We start from the raw sequence: 16,598 nt of genomic DNA on the forward strand, positions 1-16,598 counted from the left end.
TGATAGCGTGGCTGATTATCCAGGATTTATTGCCATTGAGACGGGCGACGAAGATGGCTTGCCACTGGTTATTGCCTGGTCACTGCCCGATGGTCGTATCAAGCAAACGCTGATTCAACCTGATGACAGCTGGATCACAGAAGATACCAATGTAATGGGCGCATATAGTATTGAAGAGCTTGAGAGCTTGGGTGTCAGCCCATTGGATGTGATTCGTGAACTAGAAACCGACTACTTCTCGCAGACGTTGTATACCAGCGACAACGGTGACGATGAAGCAGCCATAGCCCGGCTATTTGATACATACGGCCTTGACCCCTTTGTCGAGCTTGCCCCCGCTAAAGTGCTTTATGACTCGATCAGTGCTAATGAGTGGCATCGGCTACGCAATGAAACATTTAATGATCTAGGCCTTGAGCCCATGCGACCAGAAGATGAAATAGCCGTCATGCTTTCCTTACATCAGCGGCTTACTGAGCAAGATTAAACCGGGCAGGCCGCGTTAGTACTTAATGCTTTTCGCCCCTGCTCAACAGCCATGCTGAGCGTGTCTGAACATTGATAGTAGCGCGTCAACGCAACATAAAAGGCGTTGGCGCGGGTGGGAAGCCCCTCGTCCTGATAGCGCCGAGCCCGAGCAGCTACCTTATGTGAAAACTGCTCACGGTCCACGGCTACCTCCCCCCCGAGATTATCGACGCTGACATGAAACGTGCGGCCGCAGGCATGGGTAAACAGCCGCTCAAGCGCTTGGGGCGCAATTTCGGCTTGCTCGAATGCCTGCTGCTGCTCGGCATTTCGCCCATCAGGTAAATACCAGTAGCCGTAATCTTCCAATTGCCGCCGCCGATTGCCTGCAATACACCAATGGCTTATTTCATGCAGAGCACTGGCAAAATAGCCGCGGGCAAAAATAACCTGGTGGAATGGCGTATCAGGCGTTGCTGGCAGGTAAAGCGGCTCGTCACCGCCTTTTACAAGCCGTGTCATATAGCTCTCTGCAAAAACGCCATCAAATAGCGCCACTATATCGTTCAGCGTCCAACGCCCTTCGTTATGAGTTGTCATGGTGTCACTTTAGCTATCGATTTTGAGCAGTATATCCCAGCGTAACCCGCACACTAAAGTAGTGTGCTGACCCAAGTGAAGACGGAAAAGATTAGCAACTCCTGCTAATCTATCGGCTTTTCCTGGGCCACTTAACTTACTAGGAGCCTGACCTTGGGCGGCTTTGCTAAACAGATCAAATCAACCTATTGGCCAGAAACCCGCATGCTGGTAGCGCTAGCGCTACCCATTTGCGGCGCCCAGCTAGCCCAAGCGGGCATGAGCGTGGTCGATGTGATGATGACTGGGCGTTACAACGCCACTTCCCTGGCGGCAGTATCAGTAGGTTCAAGCCTATGGATGCCACTCATGCTATTTATGACCGGCACGCTGATGGGGCTAACACCGATTGTGGCGCATCTTTTAGGTGGCCAGCGCAATGACGACATTCGCCCTGCCGTGCATCAAGCGCTCTGGGTGGCGCTCGTATTAGGCATCATTGCCGCTCTGTTACTCTGGTTTTCGGTAATGCCCATTTTCGAAGCGATGGATGTACCTAGCGCAGTGGCTAGAGAATCCGCTGCGTATCTTTCTGCGGTGGCCTTTGGCATGCCTGGCATTGCGCTCTTCCAAGCACTTAGGGCCTTCTCAGACGGCATGAACCATACCCGGCCAGCCCTATGGATCAGCTTGGTAGGGCTTACGGTTAATATTCCCAGTAACTACGTATTGATCTATGGCGGCGATGGCCTAACAAATCTCTTAGGTGATTGGCTTCCTAGCACCGTTCAGCAATTACCAGCCCTCGGCGCTTTTGGCTGTGGCATCGCCACAGCCCTTTCGATGTGGACAATGGCGCTCGCGATGGCCTATTACACGCGCCGTGGCCGCACCTACCGCAGTGTCTCATTATGGAAGCAGTTAACGCCGCCTAACCTGGCAGGTATTCGTGAGCTGGTCGTTGTGGGCGTGCCCATTGGGGTCGCTATTTTTGTCGAAGTAACGCTTTTCACTCTTATCGCGCTCTTCATTGCCAGTTTTGGCGAAGTCACCGTGGGAGCCCACCAAATCGCCCTGAGCTATACCACCATTCTCTTTATGCTCCCGATGTCACTCAGCATGGCTCTCACAGTTCGCGTAGGTAATACACTTGGTCGGCAGCGCTTAGCACTAGCCCGTAAAGTCGCCTGGAACGGCATCGTAATCAGCGTAATCGTAGCGATTATCAACAGCTCCCTGATATGGATTACGGCGGAACCGGTAATTTCACTCTACACCTCAAATCCTGACGTTAAGGCACTGGCCCTTACCATCATCGCACTAGCGGTCATTTTCCAACTGTCAGATTCACTACAGGTTAACTTAGCAGGCGCGCTTAGGGGCTATAAAGATACTCGGATCGTGATGATTATTACGGTACTTTCCTACTGGATTGTCGGCCTAGGGGGCGGCCACTGGCTTGGAACTCACGGTATGGGGGGAGTGTCTGAACCACTGGGTGTACATGGTTACTGGATAGGCTTAATCGCAGGGCTCAGCACTGCCGCTGTTTTACTTGGGTGGCGATTAAAGTGGATCAGCCAAAAGGAGTAACCCCTATGACGCCCTTTGGTGCTAAAAACTTTCTAGCCGCACTATCGGTAACCTCCCTGCTAGCAGGGTGCGGCAACAATGATGCCGAGCAACCCTGGGTTGCTTACCATGAGAAGTTGGCCACTGATCTCAACATTTCATCTATTGAGCGCTCCTCTCCACGTAACATTGGTGCCTTTCCTGATCGCCAAAATAGGCAAATCGATGTGCCTGAAATGCGTGAAAGCATGCTTAATATCTATGCCCTAAGGGAGTGTCAAATCACCTCGCTCGTTGCCGCACGCAATAATCAATTAGGACGAGTTGCGCCCCCAAGCCAGCAGTGGCTTTACGAACGTACCCTCTGGCAGCGCCTTAGCGGTTGCTGGAAAACTGAGGCAGTTAGTGAGTTAAGCGATGAAAACCGAGCACGCCTGGAAACGCTCACTTTACAGAAAACCGCTCAGCTACCTGCGGTGAGCTGGAATGCCATCTTCGAATCCTCCGAATGGGAAAAGAGCTTTTCAAGAGCCAGCCACCCCTTAAGTTCAGGAGGTGTAGCAGACCTTTCTCAATACCTAGCTTCCATTGAGTACTTGCACCAAATGGTAGTGAATCAGTTTAGTCTTGAGTGGCAACAGGACTCCTCCACCCTCGAACACCACCTTAAAACACTTCAAGAACGCCCCTTAACGGGAGAGCTATTACGTACACTGCTTCTCGCTGAGCAGCGTTTGAGTGAGGCTAATATCGTGCTTTCAGAACAAGCGCTATCTACTGATACCTGTTTAAGCTCCTGGGAGGCCACTTGGCTTACCACCCTTGAGCAACAGGCTGAGCAGTGGCTTATAGCTGTCAATCAACTGATTGATACTCATGACGTCTCCCCACCTGAGGCCGTTGTGGAGTATCAAAATACGTGGCTTTCATTGAGCAACCCCAGCGCACCCTGGCAGCAATTTCAAACCGCAAAAACTACCCATAATCAGCTCAGAAGCCGCTTTCCAGTATGCAGTATCACGTAAAAAACACGCTACCCTCTTAACCTTATGGTAAACCTGTGCTATTGGTGAACTACGTGGTGAGCAAAAAACTCACCAATGTCGAGACCACGCAGCACAAGGAGGGACACCATGGGCGCATCCCAGTCACCCCACTCTGCCCAGGTCATCGACCTGGATACCGTGCGTCAGCATCATCAGGCGCAAAAATGTTTGATTCGTCTAGCACCTGAGCTAGATGGGTTAGAGATGGTTTACCAGCTCGCTGCGAGTCCCGACACCTACTATGGCCTGCCGATATTGGCATGGGGCCTCCGCAAAGACGGTAGCGTGGTTGGACTAGTGCCCTGGATGGAATCACTGGCGGCTTGCCACGATTTAGACAGCCATGAAAGTGGCCTATTTATCGGTTATCGTGATCCCGAAACCGAAGAGATATTCGAACTCCCTCCCGACCATAAATATGACGAACTAACGGCGGCGGCAAGCTATTTTGAATACGAAGCTTCAGAAGAGGTTTCACTTATTCAGCAACTCCCTGACACCTTAGGCACCCATGCTTTATGCATGAACCACTCTAATGCCCCTTGGCACATGAAAGCCGTTTACGGATGGCGCCTCTACAGCGATGGCAGCGTAGAAGCTTTACTGGCCGATGAGCAGAAGGCCACCATGACGCCAATCTTACTTGGCGATAGGTGCCTGTATGAAGCGCATTTGCGCCATCAAAAGGTGTACTTCTTTCAGCGGCATATCGCCAACCAAATTATGGAAGAGGATCCCGCCACACTAGATGCATTAGCCATGATGGTTGTTCCTCACGGGGAAGCCGATTAAATCAACGGCTTGGCGAGGCTATCCACCATTAGTCGGCACTGGCCTCGCTAAACTCCACAGACTTAAGCTAAACGGATAAAGTAGAAATAGTGGCCAGTTTCCTCGCGCTGCGATAACAGCTCGTGCCCTAGAAACTGACAAAATTTAGGGACATCTCGAGTTGTAGCGGGGTCGGTTGCTATCACTTTAAGCACTTGTCCTGACGCCATGTCGCGCACTTGGTTATGCATCAGCATAATAGGCTCAGGGCAGTAAAGCCCGGTGGTATCCAGCGATGTGTCAAACGCTTGCGTGTCGTCGGTATTAACAGTCATTTATATTCTCGGTTAGGAATCCACAGTATGATAAAAGTAATCATTGAAAGGCGTATTATGCCCGGCCTGGAAGAAGAATTTGAGCAAGCTGCACGCGAAGCCATGCGCGTTTCCCTTGGGGTAAGAGGGTTTGTCGGTGGAGAAACACTGGTAGAGCTTGGCCATACTGATCGGCGCCTAATGATTACCAAATGGCGTGATCTACGCGCTTGGAAAGAGTGGCATGCAAGCGAAGCCCGCGCAGACGCCATGCAGCGTATTTTACCGCTATTAACCGAAGATGAAACCATTCGGGTATACGAGCCGGGCTACTAAAGTCCTCGGCTCGCTTGACCAGTCATTAATTAATTAACCTTACGTGAACCGTCACCTCTTCCCGATCATGGTAGAGGTGACGACAGGAAATGTTAGCCCGCACCCCCGCTTCCGCCAACGTCTCTTCCAACGATGTTAAGCAGCGAGTCACCTCATCCCAGCGCTTTTTCATGGGTAACTTAAGATTAAAAATCGCCTCGCGACACCACTTACGCGTTAGCCACCGCTCCACCATTGCCAGCACGCGTACAGGTTTATCAACAATATCGCATACCAGCCAATCAAGCCGCTGAGGGGGCTCCCAGCTAAAGCCATCCTCTTTAAGATGATCAATCTGCCCAGTCGCCATTAGCGATTTATCCATCGGCCCATTATCGATGGCGTAAACATACATACCCCGCTGAACCAGCTGCCAGGTCCAACCACCTGGGGCTGCCCCTAAATCTGCTGCCTGCATATGTGCCGAGAGCCGGTCATCCCACTGCTCACGAGGAATAAACTCATGCCACGCCTCTTCTAGCTTAAGCGTTGAGCGGCTAGGCGCTCGAGAAGGGAAGCGCAAGCGACGGATGCCGTTAATCAGTTCACTCCGATTATCGGGGAAGCTCATGCCCAGTTGAACGCGATCGCCATCGGTCCAAAAAATATGCAACCGACGCCCCCCGGCTTTACCGCGCAGAGCACCACGTTTTTTTAGCATGCTTTGCAACGGCTTAGTCAGCGCTTTAATCAAGCCTGCCAATGCTTTTCCATCATTGGTATCGGGAGTTTCATGCCAAATTTCTTCAAAGCTCCACCGACTTGCCTTCACTTGATCCAGAATAGCGGTCAAGCGATCTTCCCTAGAGAGTGTTAGCGCTGGCAGCGCAGCTAGGCTTTGGCGTGCAAAAATAAGCCGCTTAAATGCAGCCTGGCGGTGCACGTCATTGATCGGCTCTCCATCTAAACGTGTCAAACTCACCCACCCCTCCCCCTGCGCAGGCTCACAGGAGACACCTTGCTGTTTAGCGTGGTGCTGCATTTCTGACAGCGCATCGCCTTCAAAACCTGGTCGGCAGTAAACCAGCCACGACGTGGGTACCGTTTCACTCACCTATTCACCTCAATGTTTACCTAATAAAATTGAAATAGTTATCTAACTGATTATTAAAGCGCATCATAGCACTTATCTAGCAGGGGTTATTTTGTTTAGCGCATAGCAAAAAGCCCCGAACACAGTGTGCTCGGGGCTTTTCTTAATAAGTGCCTGACGATGACCTACTCTCGCATGGGGAGACCCCACACTACCATCGGCGCTAAGCGGTTTCACTGCTGAGTTCGGCAAGGGATCAGGTGGTTCACGCTCGCTATGGTCGTCAGGCGTAACTGGCGATGTATATCATGCTGATGTCGTCGATGACGTGTTTTGTGATCGTCTCTTGTCAGCAAGCGCCTTGGCTTGCTGCTGCGTATCCGGTTCTCGTTATTACTACGACCAGACCCCTTGGGTGTTATAGGGTCAAGCCTCACGGGCCATTAGTACACGTTAGCTCAACGCCTTGCAGCGCTTCCACACCGTGCCTATCAACCAGCTGGTCTCGCTGGGCCCTTTAGGAGGATCAAGTCCTCGGGGATGTCTCATCTTGAAGGGGGCTTCCCGCTTAGATGCTTTCAGCGGTTATCCTGTCCGACCATAGCTACCCGGCAATGCCACTGGCGTGACAACCGGAACACCAGAGGGTCGTCCACTCCGGTCCTCTCGTACTAGGAGCAGCTCTTCTCAAACATCCAACGCCCACGGCAGATAGGGACCGAACTGTCTCACGACGTTCTAAACCCAGCTCGCGTACCACTTTAAATGGCGAACAGCCATACCCTTGGGACCGACTTCAGCCCCAGGATGTGATGAGCCGACATCGAGGTGCCAAACACCGCCGTCGATGTGAACTCTTGGGCGGTATCAGCCTGTTATCCCCGGAGTACCTTTTATCCGTTGAGCGATGGCCCTTCCATACAGAACCACCGGATCACTAGAACCTGCTTTCGCACCTGCTCGACGTGTCTGTCTCGCAGTCAAGCACCCTTATGCTCTTGCACTCACTGCACGATGTCCGACCGTGCTGAGGGTACCTTCGTGCTCCTCCGTTACTCTTTGGGAGGAGACCGCCCCAGTCAAACTACCCACCACACACTGTCCTCGATCCGGATAACGGACCTGAGTGAGAACGCCAATGATGCCAGGCTGGTATTTCAAGGTTGGCTCCACCCGAACTGGCGTCCGGGTTTCAAAGCCTCCCAGCTATCCTACACAGGCAACATCAGCGTCCAGTGTGAAGCTATAGTAAAGGTTCACGGGGTCTTTCCGTCTAGCCGCGGGTACACCGCATCTTCACGGCGATTTCAATTTCACTGAGTCTCGGGTGGAGACAGCGTGGCCATCATTACGCCATTCGTGCAGGTCGGAACTTACCCGACAAGGAATTTCGCTACCTTAGGACCGTTATAGTTACGGCCGCCGTTTACCGGGGCTTCAATCAAGAGCTTCGGCCGAAGCCTAACACCATCATTTAACCTTCCGGCACCGGGCAGGCGTCACACCCTATACGTCCTCTTACGAGTTAGCAGAGTGCTGTGTTTTTACTAAACAGTTGCAGCCACCTGGTATCTTCGACCGGTTCGGGCTTAGAGAGCAAGTCTCATCACCCTACGCCGGCGTGCCTTCTCCCGAAGTTACGGCACCATTTTGCCTAGTTCCTTCACCCGAGTTCTCTCAAGCGCCTTGGGATTCTCACCCTGACCACCTGTGTCGGTTTGGGGTACGGTCGCACATGATCTGAAGCTTAGAGGCTTTTCCTGGAAGCGTGGCATCAGTGACTTCCTGACCGTGGTCAGTTCATCTCGTGTCTCGGCTTTAAGGTGCCGGATTTTCCTAGCACCTCGGCCTACTCACTTTCACCAGGACAACCAACGCCTGGCTCACCTAGCCTTCTCCGTCCCCCCATCGCAATCATGTCCGGTACGGGAATATTGACCCGTTTCCCATCGACTACGCCTTTCGGCCTCGCCTTAGGGGCCGACTCACTCTGCTCCGATTAGCGTCGAACAGAAACCCTTGGTCTTCCGGCGAGGGAGTTTTTCACTCCCTTTATCGTTACTCATGTCAGCATTCGCACTCGTGATACCTCCAGCGAACTTCTCAATTCACCTTCATCGGCTTACACGACGCTCCTCTACCGCGCATTCCTAAGAATGCACCCGTAGCTTCGGTACCTGGTTTAGCCCCGTTACATCTTCCGCGCAGGCCGACTCGACTAGTGAGCTATTACGCTTTCTTTAAAGGATGGCTGCTTCTAAGCCAACCTCCTAGCTGTCTGAGCCTTCCCACATCGTTTCCCACTTAACCAGGATTTGGGGACCTTAGCTGACGGTCTGGGTTGTTTCCCTTTTCACGACGGACGTTAGCACCCGCCGTGTGTCTCCCACGCTGATACTCACCGGTATTCGGAGTTTGCCTCGGGTTGGTAAGTCGGGATGACCCCCTAGCCGAAACAGTGCTCTACCCCCGGCGGTAATACGTGAGGCGCTACCTAAATAGCTTTCGAGGAGAACCAGCTATCTCCGAGCTTGATTAGCCTTTCACTCCGATCCACAAGTCATCCAAATCTTTTTCAACAGATCCTGGTTCGGGCCTCCAGTTGATGTTACTCAACCTTCACCCTGCTCATGGATAGATCGCTCGGTTTCGGGTCTATATCCAGCGACTGTGTCGCCCAGTTAAGACTCGGTTTCCCTACGGCTCCCCTAAACGGTTAACCTCGCCACTGAATATAAGTCGCTGACCCATTATACAAAAGGTACGCAGTCACAGAACAAGTCTGCTCCTACTGCTTGTACGCACACGGTTTCAGGATCTATTTCACTCCCCTCTCCGGGGTTCTTTTCGCCTTTCCCTCACGGTACTGGTTCACTATCGGTCAGCCAGGAGTATTTAGCCTTGGAGGATGGTCCCCCCGTCTTCAGTCAAGGTTTCTCGTGCCCCGACCTACTCGATTTCACATGATCAGATTTTCGACTACGGGGCTATCACCCGCTACGGCCGCGCTTCCCAGCGCGTTCGTCTAATCAGTCACATGCTTAAGGGCTGGTCCCCGTTCGCTCGCCGCTACTAGGGGAATCTCGGTTGATTTCTTTTCCTCAGGGTACTTAGATGTTTCAGTTCCCCTGGTTCGCCTCTTACGCCTATATATTCAGCGTAAGATACTCATCTTATGATGAGTGGGTTTCCCCATTCAGAAATGCCCGGGTCAAAGGTTGTTTGCCACCTCGCCGAGCCTTATCGCAGGCTACCACGTCTTTCATCGCCTCTGGCTGCCTAGGCATCCACCGTGTGCGCTTAATTGCTTGACCCTATAACCCGAAGGAGTCTGGATTTCGCAATAATAACGATTGCCGGATACGCTTGAGACGTATCACAAAACAATTACGTATAAACACTTCTACGAAGCGTTTATGTCAGCATGATATACATTGTTAAAGAGCGACTGCTATAAGCAGTGATAAACGGGTCGTGTTTTCAACGTTAAACGAAAAAGAAAGGTCTAAAAGAAAGGTCTTTTCTTCTTTTTTAAGGTGAAAGAGCGTTTATCACTGCTCATCAACAGCATTCTGATCAGGTAATTCATTGTGAGCGCTTACCGCGAGGAGTGATGCATCGTTTAAGGAGGTGATCCAGCCGCAGGTTCCCCTACGGCTACCTTGTTACGACTTCACCCCAGTCATGAACCACACCGTGGTGATCGCCCTCTTGCGTTAGGCTAACCACTTCTGGTGCAGTCCACTCCCATGGTGTGACGGGCGGTGTGTACAAGGCCCGGGAACGTATTCACCGTGACATTCTGATTCACGATTACTAGCGATTCCGACTTCACGGAGTCGAGTTGCAGACTCCGATCCGGACTGAGACCGGCTTTTCGGGATTAGCGCACTCTCGCGAGTTGGCAACCCTTTGTACCGGCCATTGTAGCACGTGTGTAGCCCTACTCGTAAGGGCCATGATGACTTGACGTCGTCCCCACCTTCCTCCGGTTTGTCACCGGCAGTCTCCTTAGAGTTCCCACCATTACGTGCTGGCAAATAAGGACAAGGGTTGCGCTCGTTACGGGACTTAACCCAACATTTCACAACACGAGCTGACGACAGCCATGCAGCACCTGTCTCTGCGTTCCCGAAGGCACCAAGTGATCTCTCACAAGTTCGCAGGATGTCAAGAGTAGGTAAGGTTCTTCGCGTTGCATCGAATTAAACCACATGCTCCACCGCTTGTGCGGGCCCCCGTCAATTCATTTGAGTTTTAACCTTGCGGCCGTACTCCCCAGGCGGTCGACTTATCGCGTTAACTTCGCCACAAAGTGCGCTAGGCACCCAACGGCTGGTCGACATCGTTTACGGCGTGGACTACCAGGGTATCTAATCCTGTTTGCTACCCACGCTTTCGCACCTCAGTGTCAGTGTCAGTCCAGAAGGCCGCCTTCGCCACTGGTATTCCTCCCGATCTCTACGCATTTCACCGCTACACCGGGAATTCTACCTTCCTCTCCTGCACTCTAGCTTGACAGTTCCGGATGCCGTTCCCAGGTTGAGCCCGGGGCTTTCACAACCGGCTTATCAAGCCACCTACGCGCGCTTTACGCCCAGTAATTCCGATTAACGCTTGCACCCTCCGTATTACCGCGGCTGCTGGCACGGAGTTAGCCGGTGCTTCTTCTGCGAGTGATGTCTTTCCTAGGGGGTATTAACCCCTAGGCGTTCTTCCTCGCTGAAAGTGCTTTACAACCCGAGGGCCTTCTTCACACACGCGGCATGGCTGGATCAGGCTTTCGCCCATTGTCCAATATTCCCCACTGCTGCCTCCCGTAGGAGTTCGGGCCGTGTCTCAGTCCCGATGTGGCTGATCATCCTCTCAGACCAGCTACGGATCGTTGCCTTGGTGAGCCATTACCTCACCAACTAGCTAATCCGACATAGGCTCATCCAATAGCGGGAGCCGGAGCCCCCTTTCTCCCGTAGGACGTATGCGGTATTAGCCTGGGTTTCCCCAGGTTATCCCCCACTATCGGGCAGATTCCTATGCATTACTCACCCGTCCGCCGCTCGTCAGCATCTAGCAAGCTAGATCTGTTACCGCTCGACTTGCATGTGTTAGGCCTGCCGCCAGCGTTCAATCTGAGCCATGATCAAACTCTTCAGTTTAAAATCATTGTGATGCTTACTCGTTGCTTAAGGACTAGCCGAAAGCAACAAAAGCGCATCAAACTTGGCTCAAGGTTCAAACGAATTCATTCAAACTTACGTTTTCATGACCGCTTGCCTTGATATTTGGTGATTTATCACCCTCATCGGCAAGCGCCCACATGAATTACCTGATCAAATTGTTAAAGAGCGTTTCGCTAATAACTGGCTTGCCGTTGAATTGGCTTGCCTCAGCGAGGAAGGCGTATTCTACGCATTTCCTGGTGGTTGTCAACCGCTATTTTCAATGACTGGATTCAGCGAACGAGGCGAGCCATACAACCGCTCTAACCTACTGACAAACCGAAGGTTTTCACCTTCATTCACCGCTGGTAACGCTTGGCGTCCCCGGCAGCGGATGCGTACTTTACGGATTCGCCGCCGTCTTGGCAAGGGCTTTTAGAAAATAAGCTGAAATAAAAAAGCGGCAGACAATATTCAAGAACGACGCTTAAGAACGACGCTCAAAAACAATGCCTACCGCAAACCACCGATCAGAACGCCTGACCAGAGAGTGCTCAGTTACCGATGTAAATGTTTGCCTACTCAAAGCAGCCCACAAAACACCGGCTGATAAACGTTAAATTGGCCCAAGGAAACCGCTAAATTTCAAAGCCCAGGCCAAAGTCATTACTGGAGATAGCCATTAAACTGCCCGCACCTGATTGAATCATCTGCGCATGGGCTTTAGTGCGCGGCAACAGACGCTGGTAGTAGAAGCGTGCGGTACTCATCTTTGCCGCGTAAAACGCTTTGTCTTCACCCTCTAAAGAAGAGGAGGCTGTTTTAGCGGCAAGGGCAAACAGGTAGGCCAATGTGACATAGCCTGAGTACATCAGGTAATCAACGCTTGCTGCGCCTACTTCCTCACGATCCTGCATCGCCTTCATGCCCACGCCCATCGTCAGCTCGCCCCACTCGGCATTTAGCTTGGCTAACGGCTCGACAAACTCTTTAAGGGCCGGATTGTCCGCCTCGGTCTTGCAGAACTTATGAATCTCTTTGGTGAACACTTTAAGCGTCTCACCCTGACTCATCAGCACTTTACGACCCAGCAGATCCAATGCCTGAATACCCGTGGTACCTTCATAGAGGCGTGTAATGCGGGCATCGCGCACTAGCTGCTCCATGCCCCACTCTTTAATGAAGCCGTGACCACCAAATACCTGGACGCCCTCATTAGTGCACTCAAAACCAACTTCAGTGAGGAAGGCTTTAACAATAGGAGTTAATAGACCCAGCAACGTCTCGGCACGATCACGCTCTTCACCCGGCTGCCCATGCTCAACGGTATCGAGCATTTGCGCGGTGTAGAGCACCAGCATACGTCCGCCCTCAGAAAAGGCTTTCTGGGTAAGGAGCATGCGACGCACATCGGGATGCACGATAATCGGGTCTGCTGCTTTTTCTGGCGCCTTAGCACCAGACAACGCACGCATTTGCAGGCGATCGCGAGCGTAGCTTAGTGAGTTCTGGAAACTGGCCTCCATCAGACCTAGCCCCTGGATCCCCACCCCAAGACGAGCAGCGTTCATCATGGTGAACATGCACGCCAGGCCTTTATTAGGCGGCCCCACTAAGTAGCCGATGGCGCTATCAAAGTTCATGACACAGGTAGCGTTACCGTGAATACCCATTTTGTGCTCAAGGGAGCCGCAGCTGACACCGTTGCGCTCACCAGGATTATTCTGAGCATCGGGAAGGAACTTCGGTACCACAAACAGAGAAATGCCTTTTGAACCTTCGGGTGCGTCAGGAAGCTTAGCCAGCACAAGGTGGACAATGTTTTCAGCTAGGTTGTGATCACCAGCTGATATAAAAATTTTAGTGCCGGTAATTGTGTAGGCATCGTTATCAGCGGGGACAGCACGCGTTTTGATTAGCCCAAGGTCGGTACCGCAGTGCGGCTCGGTAAGGCACATAGTGCCTGTCCAGACACCTTCCACAAGCTTGGTTAGGTACGTTGCTTTTTGCTCATCCGTACCGTGGTGCCTAAGAGCATCAGCGGCACCGTGAGAAAGCCCTGGATACATACCCCATGCCAAATTAGTGGCACAAATCATTTCAGAGAGCATCATAGCCAACGAGTGGGGCAAGCCTTGGCCACCCTGCTCTGGATCAGCCGCTAAGCTAGGCCAGCCGCCTTCTACGTACTGCTGATAAGCCTCTTTAAAACCGTTGGGCGCTTTAACTTCGCCACCCTCTAACAAGCACCCCTCTTCATCACCACTTTGGTTAAGCGGTAATAGCACCTCACGGGCAAAGCGCGCACCCTCTTCCAAAATAGCATTCACTACATCCGGAGAGGCATCATCACCGTTTTTCAGTGCTGCATAATGGGCGGGGTAATCAAACATTTCGTCTGCAACGAAACGTATATCACGCAGGGGTGCCTGATAGCTGGGCATATCACTTCTCCTAAACAAGGGGGTTGAAAGCAACTTGAAACCTTAATAACAACAAGCCTCAAAAACCGCTTTCAAACACATGTTTGAAAGTTAGCGCGCGCGCCCCACATAGTCAAGCGGTCGTTTGAATTTAACCCCTAAACCCCCTACAACTTTGGTAGCACCATATTTAACCGGTTGATAATAAAAAAGAAAAGCCTGCCAACAGAGCGCTGGCAGGCTTTAAAACGGCTTAAGAACCGATAAAAACTATTGCATGCGTATACCACCGTCTAACCGAATAACCTCCCCATTCAGCATCGGGTTGGTGATGATCTGCTCGGCAAGCTGAGCAAATTCGTCAGGTTTACCTAACCGTTTGGGGAAAGGCACCGCCGCTGCCAACGATTTTGCTGCTTCTTCAGGGATTTCACTCATCATCGGTGTTTCAAAAACACCCGGCGCAATTGCCATCACCCGTATAGCGTGGCGCGAAAGCTCTCTTGCCGCAGGTAGGCTCATCCCTACTACGCCCGCTTTAGAAGCACTATACGCACACTGACCCACCTGGCCATCAAACGCGGCTACGGAAGCTGTATTAATAATAACACCGCGCTCACCGCTCTCATTGGGCGTGTTTTGAGCCATAGCGGCCGCAGCCAATCGCATTACGTTAAACGTACCCACCAAATTAATATTGATGGTTTTCGCATAGTCTTCTAGATTTGCAGGGTTTCCTTCTCGGTCAACCAGCTTGGCCACGCTTACGACGCCAGCGCAGTGAATAACACCCGAAAGCCCGCTTTCGCCGCCTAGCGCCACTGCTTCGTCTACCGCCTTCTGCATCTGGTCAGCAGACGTAATGTCAGCCAAACAAGCCTTGGCCCCTTTGCCTAGTCGCTCAGCATGGGCATTAACACTATCACTTAAATCACACAGCACGACGCTTGCCCCAGCGGCCACCAGACGCTCCGCAGTGGCTGACCCAAGGCCGGACGCCGCCCCGGTAATTAAAAACGTACGATCCTTTACCTGCATTACGCATTTCCTTCTAATTATTTATCGGCCTGCGTTTGCTCAGCAGCCTGAGCACGAAGTTTAAAGCGCTGAATTTTGCCGCTGGGTGTTTTAGGTAGCTCATCGACAAACTCGATCACCCGGGGAAAGGCGTGGGTCGATAACCGATCACGCACTTGCTGTCGAATCTCCTCGGCTAGGGAGTCACTCGCCTCATACCCCTCACGCAGCACGATAAAAGACTTAATCACCTCACCGCGGATTTCATCAGGCTGCCCAACCGCCGCTGACTCAGCCACTGCAGGGTGGGTCATCACGCTGTTTTCCACATCCGTGGGGCCAACCCGATATCCAGCGGTGGTAATGATGTCGTCATCGCGCCCCGCGAACTGAAACGAGCCGTCTTCATTACGGATAACGACATCCCCCGTCAGGTAGTAACCGTTCACAAAGGGATCTTTTTCTTGCCAGGTGTAACCCTGAAAGAAGTGCGCCGGTGAGTTTGCGATATCGACCGCTAGCACCCCCGGCTCACCCGCGGGGAGCTCGTTATATTCAGCGTCTAAAATGGCCAGCCGGTAGCCCGGCATTGGCACGCCCATCGCCCCTACATGCTTGGGATGATCAAGGGAGTGGTGGTTATTACAGGTCATACCGGTTTCGGTTTGACCATAATGATCCATCACCGGGCAACCTAAGGACTTTTCAACCCAGGTGACGACTTCGGTATTAAGAGGCTCACCGGCAGAGCTAGCCGCGCGAAGCTCCAGCGTCTCATGAGCATTATCAAACAGTCCTGATGCTTTCATTAGGCGGTAAGCGGTAGGTGCAGCCGCAAAGTTGGTAATATGGTGGCGCTTCATAAACGCCAAGGCTCCCTCCGCACTGAAGCCCGCCTCGCAGAAATGCGTAGTAACACCTAGCAGTAACGGTCCGGCAATGGCGTAGTAAAGCCCGTATGCCCAGCCGGGGTCTGCCATATTCCAAAAACGGTCGTCTTCGCGAAGGTCAACGGCAAGCTCCATATACAGAGCAAAGGCCGTCATACCCGAAAGCGGCACCGCCACGCCCTTTGGCTTGCCCACCGTGCCCGAGGTAAACATCTGCAGAAAAGGTTTTTCAGGAGCAAGTCGAGGCGGCTTATCGCTCATTGACGTATGCGTCAACGCAGTCTGCCAATCATGGTCATTAGCGTGCTCATTGGTGGCCCCGCCCACGGCTAGCACAGGTGGACGCTGGCTTAGCCCATCAAACTTATAGCGGTTAACGTGATCAGTAATCACCAGCTTGGTATCGGCACGGCCCAAGCGGTAATCCACCGCATCAGGGCCAAATGCGGTAAACAGCGGCTGATAGACCGCACCGATTCTCCATGTAGCTAGCACTGCCACAAGCAGAGCCCCAGAGCGCGGTAGCATACACGCGATACGATCGCCCTCACCCAACCCCTGAGAGAGAAACCACCCAGCAAGCTTACTACTCTGCTCATCTAGCTCTGCATAGCTTAGCGTGTGCGTGCGCCCGTGAGTGTCCTCGTGAACAAGGGCTAAGACGTCTCCTCGCCCGGCGCGCACGTGCCGCCCACAGCAGGCTTCAAAGGCATTAAAATGACCATCTTGCTGGTCATCTAGCCTGGCAATCATGTCATCGACCGAAAAGCTTTCCAGGAATGTCGAGTATGTTGGTAATGAGGCTGATGGTGCTGTCATGGTGGCTCTCTTATGTTGTTAGTCGTGAGCAGTTGTTCGCAAACAGACAGGCCAGGGTTCCAGTTTTACGCGTTATTATTGTCCGTTTACGTTAACGGAAACCTTGCAATTAAACTAACGCTAAAAGCATTT

General features: G+C 52.3%; 11 protein-coding genes and 3 rRNA genes. 5 read left to right on the forward strand and 9 right to left on the reverse strand.

Annotation, left to right across the window (positions count from 1 at the left end; translation table 11 throughout):
* Window positions 1-7: 7 nt before the first annotated feature.
* Window positions 8-487 carry a hypothetical protein gene (locus BB497_14660; GenBank protein ID AVI63865.1) on the forward strand — a complete coding sequence of 160 codons (480 nt, stop codon included), beginning with the start codon at window positions 8-10 and terminating at the stop codon, window positions 485-487.
* Here BB497_14660 and BB497_14665 read toward each other — a convergent pair.
* Complete coding sequence (locus BB497_14665) at window positions 484-1,068, reverse strand: transporting ATPase (protein ID AVI63866.1); 585 nt, start codon at window positions 1,066-1,068, stop codon at window positions 484-486. The genes BB497_14660 and BB497_14665 overlap by 4 nt on opposite strands.
* A 153-nt stretch (window positions 1,069-1,221) precedes the next feature.
* Here BB497_14665 and BB497_14670 point away from each other — a divergent pair, with 153 nt between their 5' ends.
* From BB497_14670 to BB497_14680, 3 genes are all read left to right on the forward strand, one after another.
* The gene (locus BB497_14670; GenBank protein ID AVI63867.1) at window positions 1,222-2,640 is read left to right on the forward strand and encodes an MATE family efflux transporter; all 1,419 of its coding nucleotides are present in this window, start codon (window positions 1,222-1,224) and stop codon (window positions 2,638-2,640) included.
* A gap of 5 nt (window positions 2,641-2,645) precedes the next feature.
* The gene (locus BB497_14675; protein ID AVI63868.1) at window positions 2,646-3,644 is read left to right on the forward strand and encodes a hypothetical protein; all 999 of its coding nucleotides are present in this window, start codon (window positions 2,646-2,648) and stop codon (window positions 3,642-3,644) included.
* A 108-nt stretch (window positions 3,645-3,752) separates the two neighbouring features.
* Window positions 3,753-4,457 (forward strand): hypothetical protein, encoded by a 705-nt coding sequence (locus BB497_14680; GenBank protein ID AVI63869.1) that lies wholly within the window; start codon window positions 3,753-3,755, stop codon window positions 4,455-4,457.
* A gap of 62 nt (window positions 4,458-4,519) precedes the next feature.
* Here the strand turns inward: BB497_14680 and BB497_14685 are convergent, their stop codons facing one another.
* Entirely contained in the window at window positions 4,520-4,771 is a 252-nt protein-coding gene (locus tag BB497_14685) for a tRNA 2-thiouridine(34) synthase TusA (GenBank protein ID AVI63870.1), read from the reverse strand.
* A gap of 27 nt (window positions 4,772-4,798) precedes the next feature.
* Here BB497_14685 and BB497_14690 point away from each other — a divergent pair, with 27 nt between their 5' ends.
* Entirely contained in the window at window positions 4,799-5,086 is a 288-nt protein-coding gene (locus BB497_14690) for a hypothetical protein (GenBank protein ID AVI63871.1), read from the forward strand.
* A 25-nt stretch (window positions 5,087-5,111) separates the two neighbouring features.
* On the opposite strand, the gene BB497_14695 is transcribed toward BB497_14690, so the two are convergent.
* The 7 genes from BB497_14695 to BB497_14725 form a co-directional block, all read right to left on the reverse strand.
* Window positions 5,112-6,179, reverse strand: a complete 1,068-nt coding sequence (locus tag BB497_14695; protein ID AVI63872.1) for a 23S rRNA (cytidine(2498)-2'-O)-methyltransferase RlmM — start codon at window positions 6,177-6,179, stop codon at window positions 5,112-5,114.
* Window positions 6,180-6,330: 151 nt separating this feature from the next.
* Window positions 6,331-6,446, reverse strand: a 5S ribosomal RNA gene (gene rrf, locus BB497_14700).
* A 118-nt stretch (window positions 6,447-6,564) separates the two neighbouring features.
* A 23S ribosomal RNA gene (locus BB497_14705) occupies window positions 6,565-9,479 on the reverse strand.
* A 297-nt stretch (window positions 9,480-9,776) separates the two neighbouring features.
* Window positions 9,777-11,314, reverse strand: a 16S ribosomal RNA gene (locus BB497_14710).
* Together the 16S, 23S and 5S rRNA genes form the textbook arrangement of a ribosomal RNA operon.
* 641 nt (window positions 11,315-11,955) lie before the next feature.
* Window positions 11,956-13,761: an acyl-CoA dehydrogenase gene (locus BB497_14715; protein AVI63873.1), complete on the reverse strand. Its 1,806-nt coding sequence runs from the start codon at window positions 13,759-13,761 to the stop codon at window positions 11,956-11,958.
* 249 nt (window positions 13,762-14,010) lie between these two features.
* Window positions 14,011-14,778, reverse strand: a complete 768-nt coding sequence (locus tag BB497_14720; GenBank protein ID AVI63874.1) for a 3-hydroxy-2-methylbutyryl-CoA dehydrogenase — start codon at window positions 14,776-14,778, stop codon at window positions 14,011-14,013.
* Window positions 14,779-14,795: 17 nt separating this feature from the next.
* Window positions 14,796-16,466: an AMP-binding protein gene (locus BB497_14725; protein AVI63875.1), complete on the reverse strand. Its 1,671-nt coding sequence runs from the start codon at window positions 16,464-16,466 to the stop codon at window positions 14,796-14,798.
* Between the last annotated feature and the right edge of the window lie 132 nt (window positions 16,467-16,598).

The organism is Halomonas sp. GFAJ-1, from assembly GCA_002966495.1.
GTDB lineage: Bacteria > Pseudomonadota > Gammaproteobacteria > Pseudomonadales > Halomonadaceae > Vreelandella.

Bases quoted from the DNA above. Each gene is read 5' to 3' on its own strand.
- BB497_14665 (AVI63866.1), bottom strand. From the start codon at position 1,068: ATGACAACTCATAACGAAGGGCGTTGGACGCTGAACGATATAGTGGCG.
- BB497_14675 (AVI63868.1), top strand. From the start codon at position 2,646: ATGACGCCCTTTGGTGCTAAAAACTTTCTAGCCGCACTATCGGTAACC.
- BB497_14680 (AVI63869.1), top strand. From the start codon at position 3,753: ATGGGCGCATCCCAGTCACCCCACTCTGCCCAGGTCATCGACCTGGAT.
- BB497_14685 (AVI63870.1), bottom strand. From the start codon at position 4,771: ATGACTGTTAATACCGACGACACGCAAGCGTTTGACACATCGCTGGAT.
- BB497_14690 (AVI63871.1), top strand. From the start codon at position 4,799: ATGATAAAAGTAATCATTGAAAGGCGTATTATGCCCGGCCTGGAAGAA.
- BB497_14715 (AVI63873.1), bottom strand. From the start codon at position 13,761: ATGCCCAGCTATCAGGCACCCCTGCGTGATATACGTTTCGTTGCAGAC.
- BB497_14720 (AVI63874.1), bottom strand. From the start codon at position 14,778: ATGCAGGTAAAGGATCGTACGTTTTTAATTACCGGGGCGGCGTCCGGC.
- BB497_14725 (AVI63875.1), bottom strand. From the start codon at position 16,466: ATGACAGCACCATCAGCCTCATTACCAACATACTCGACATTCCTGGAA.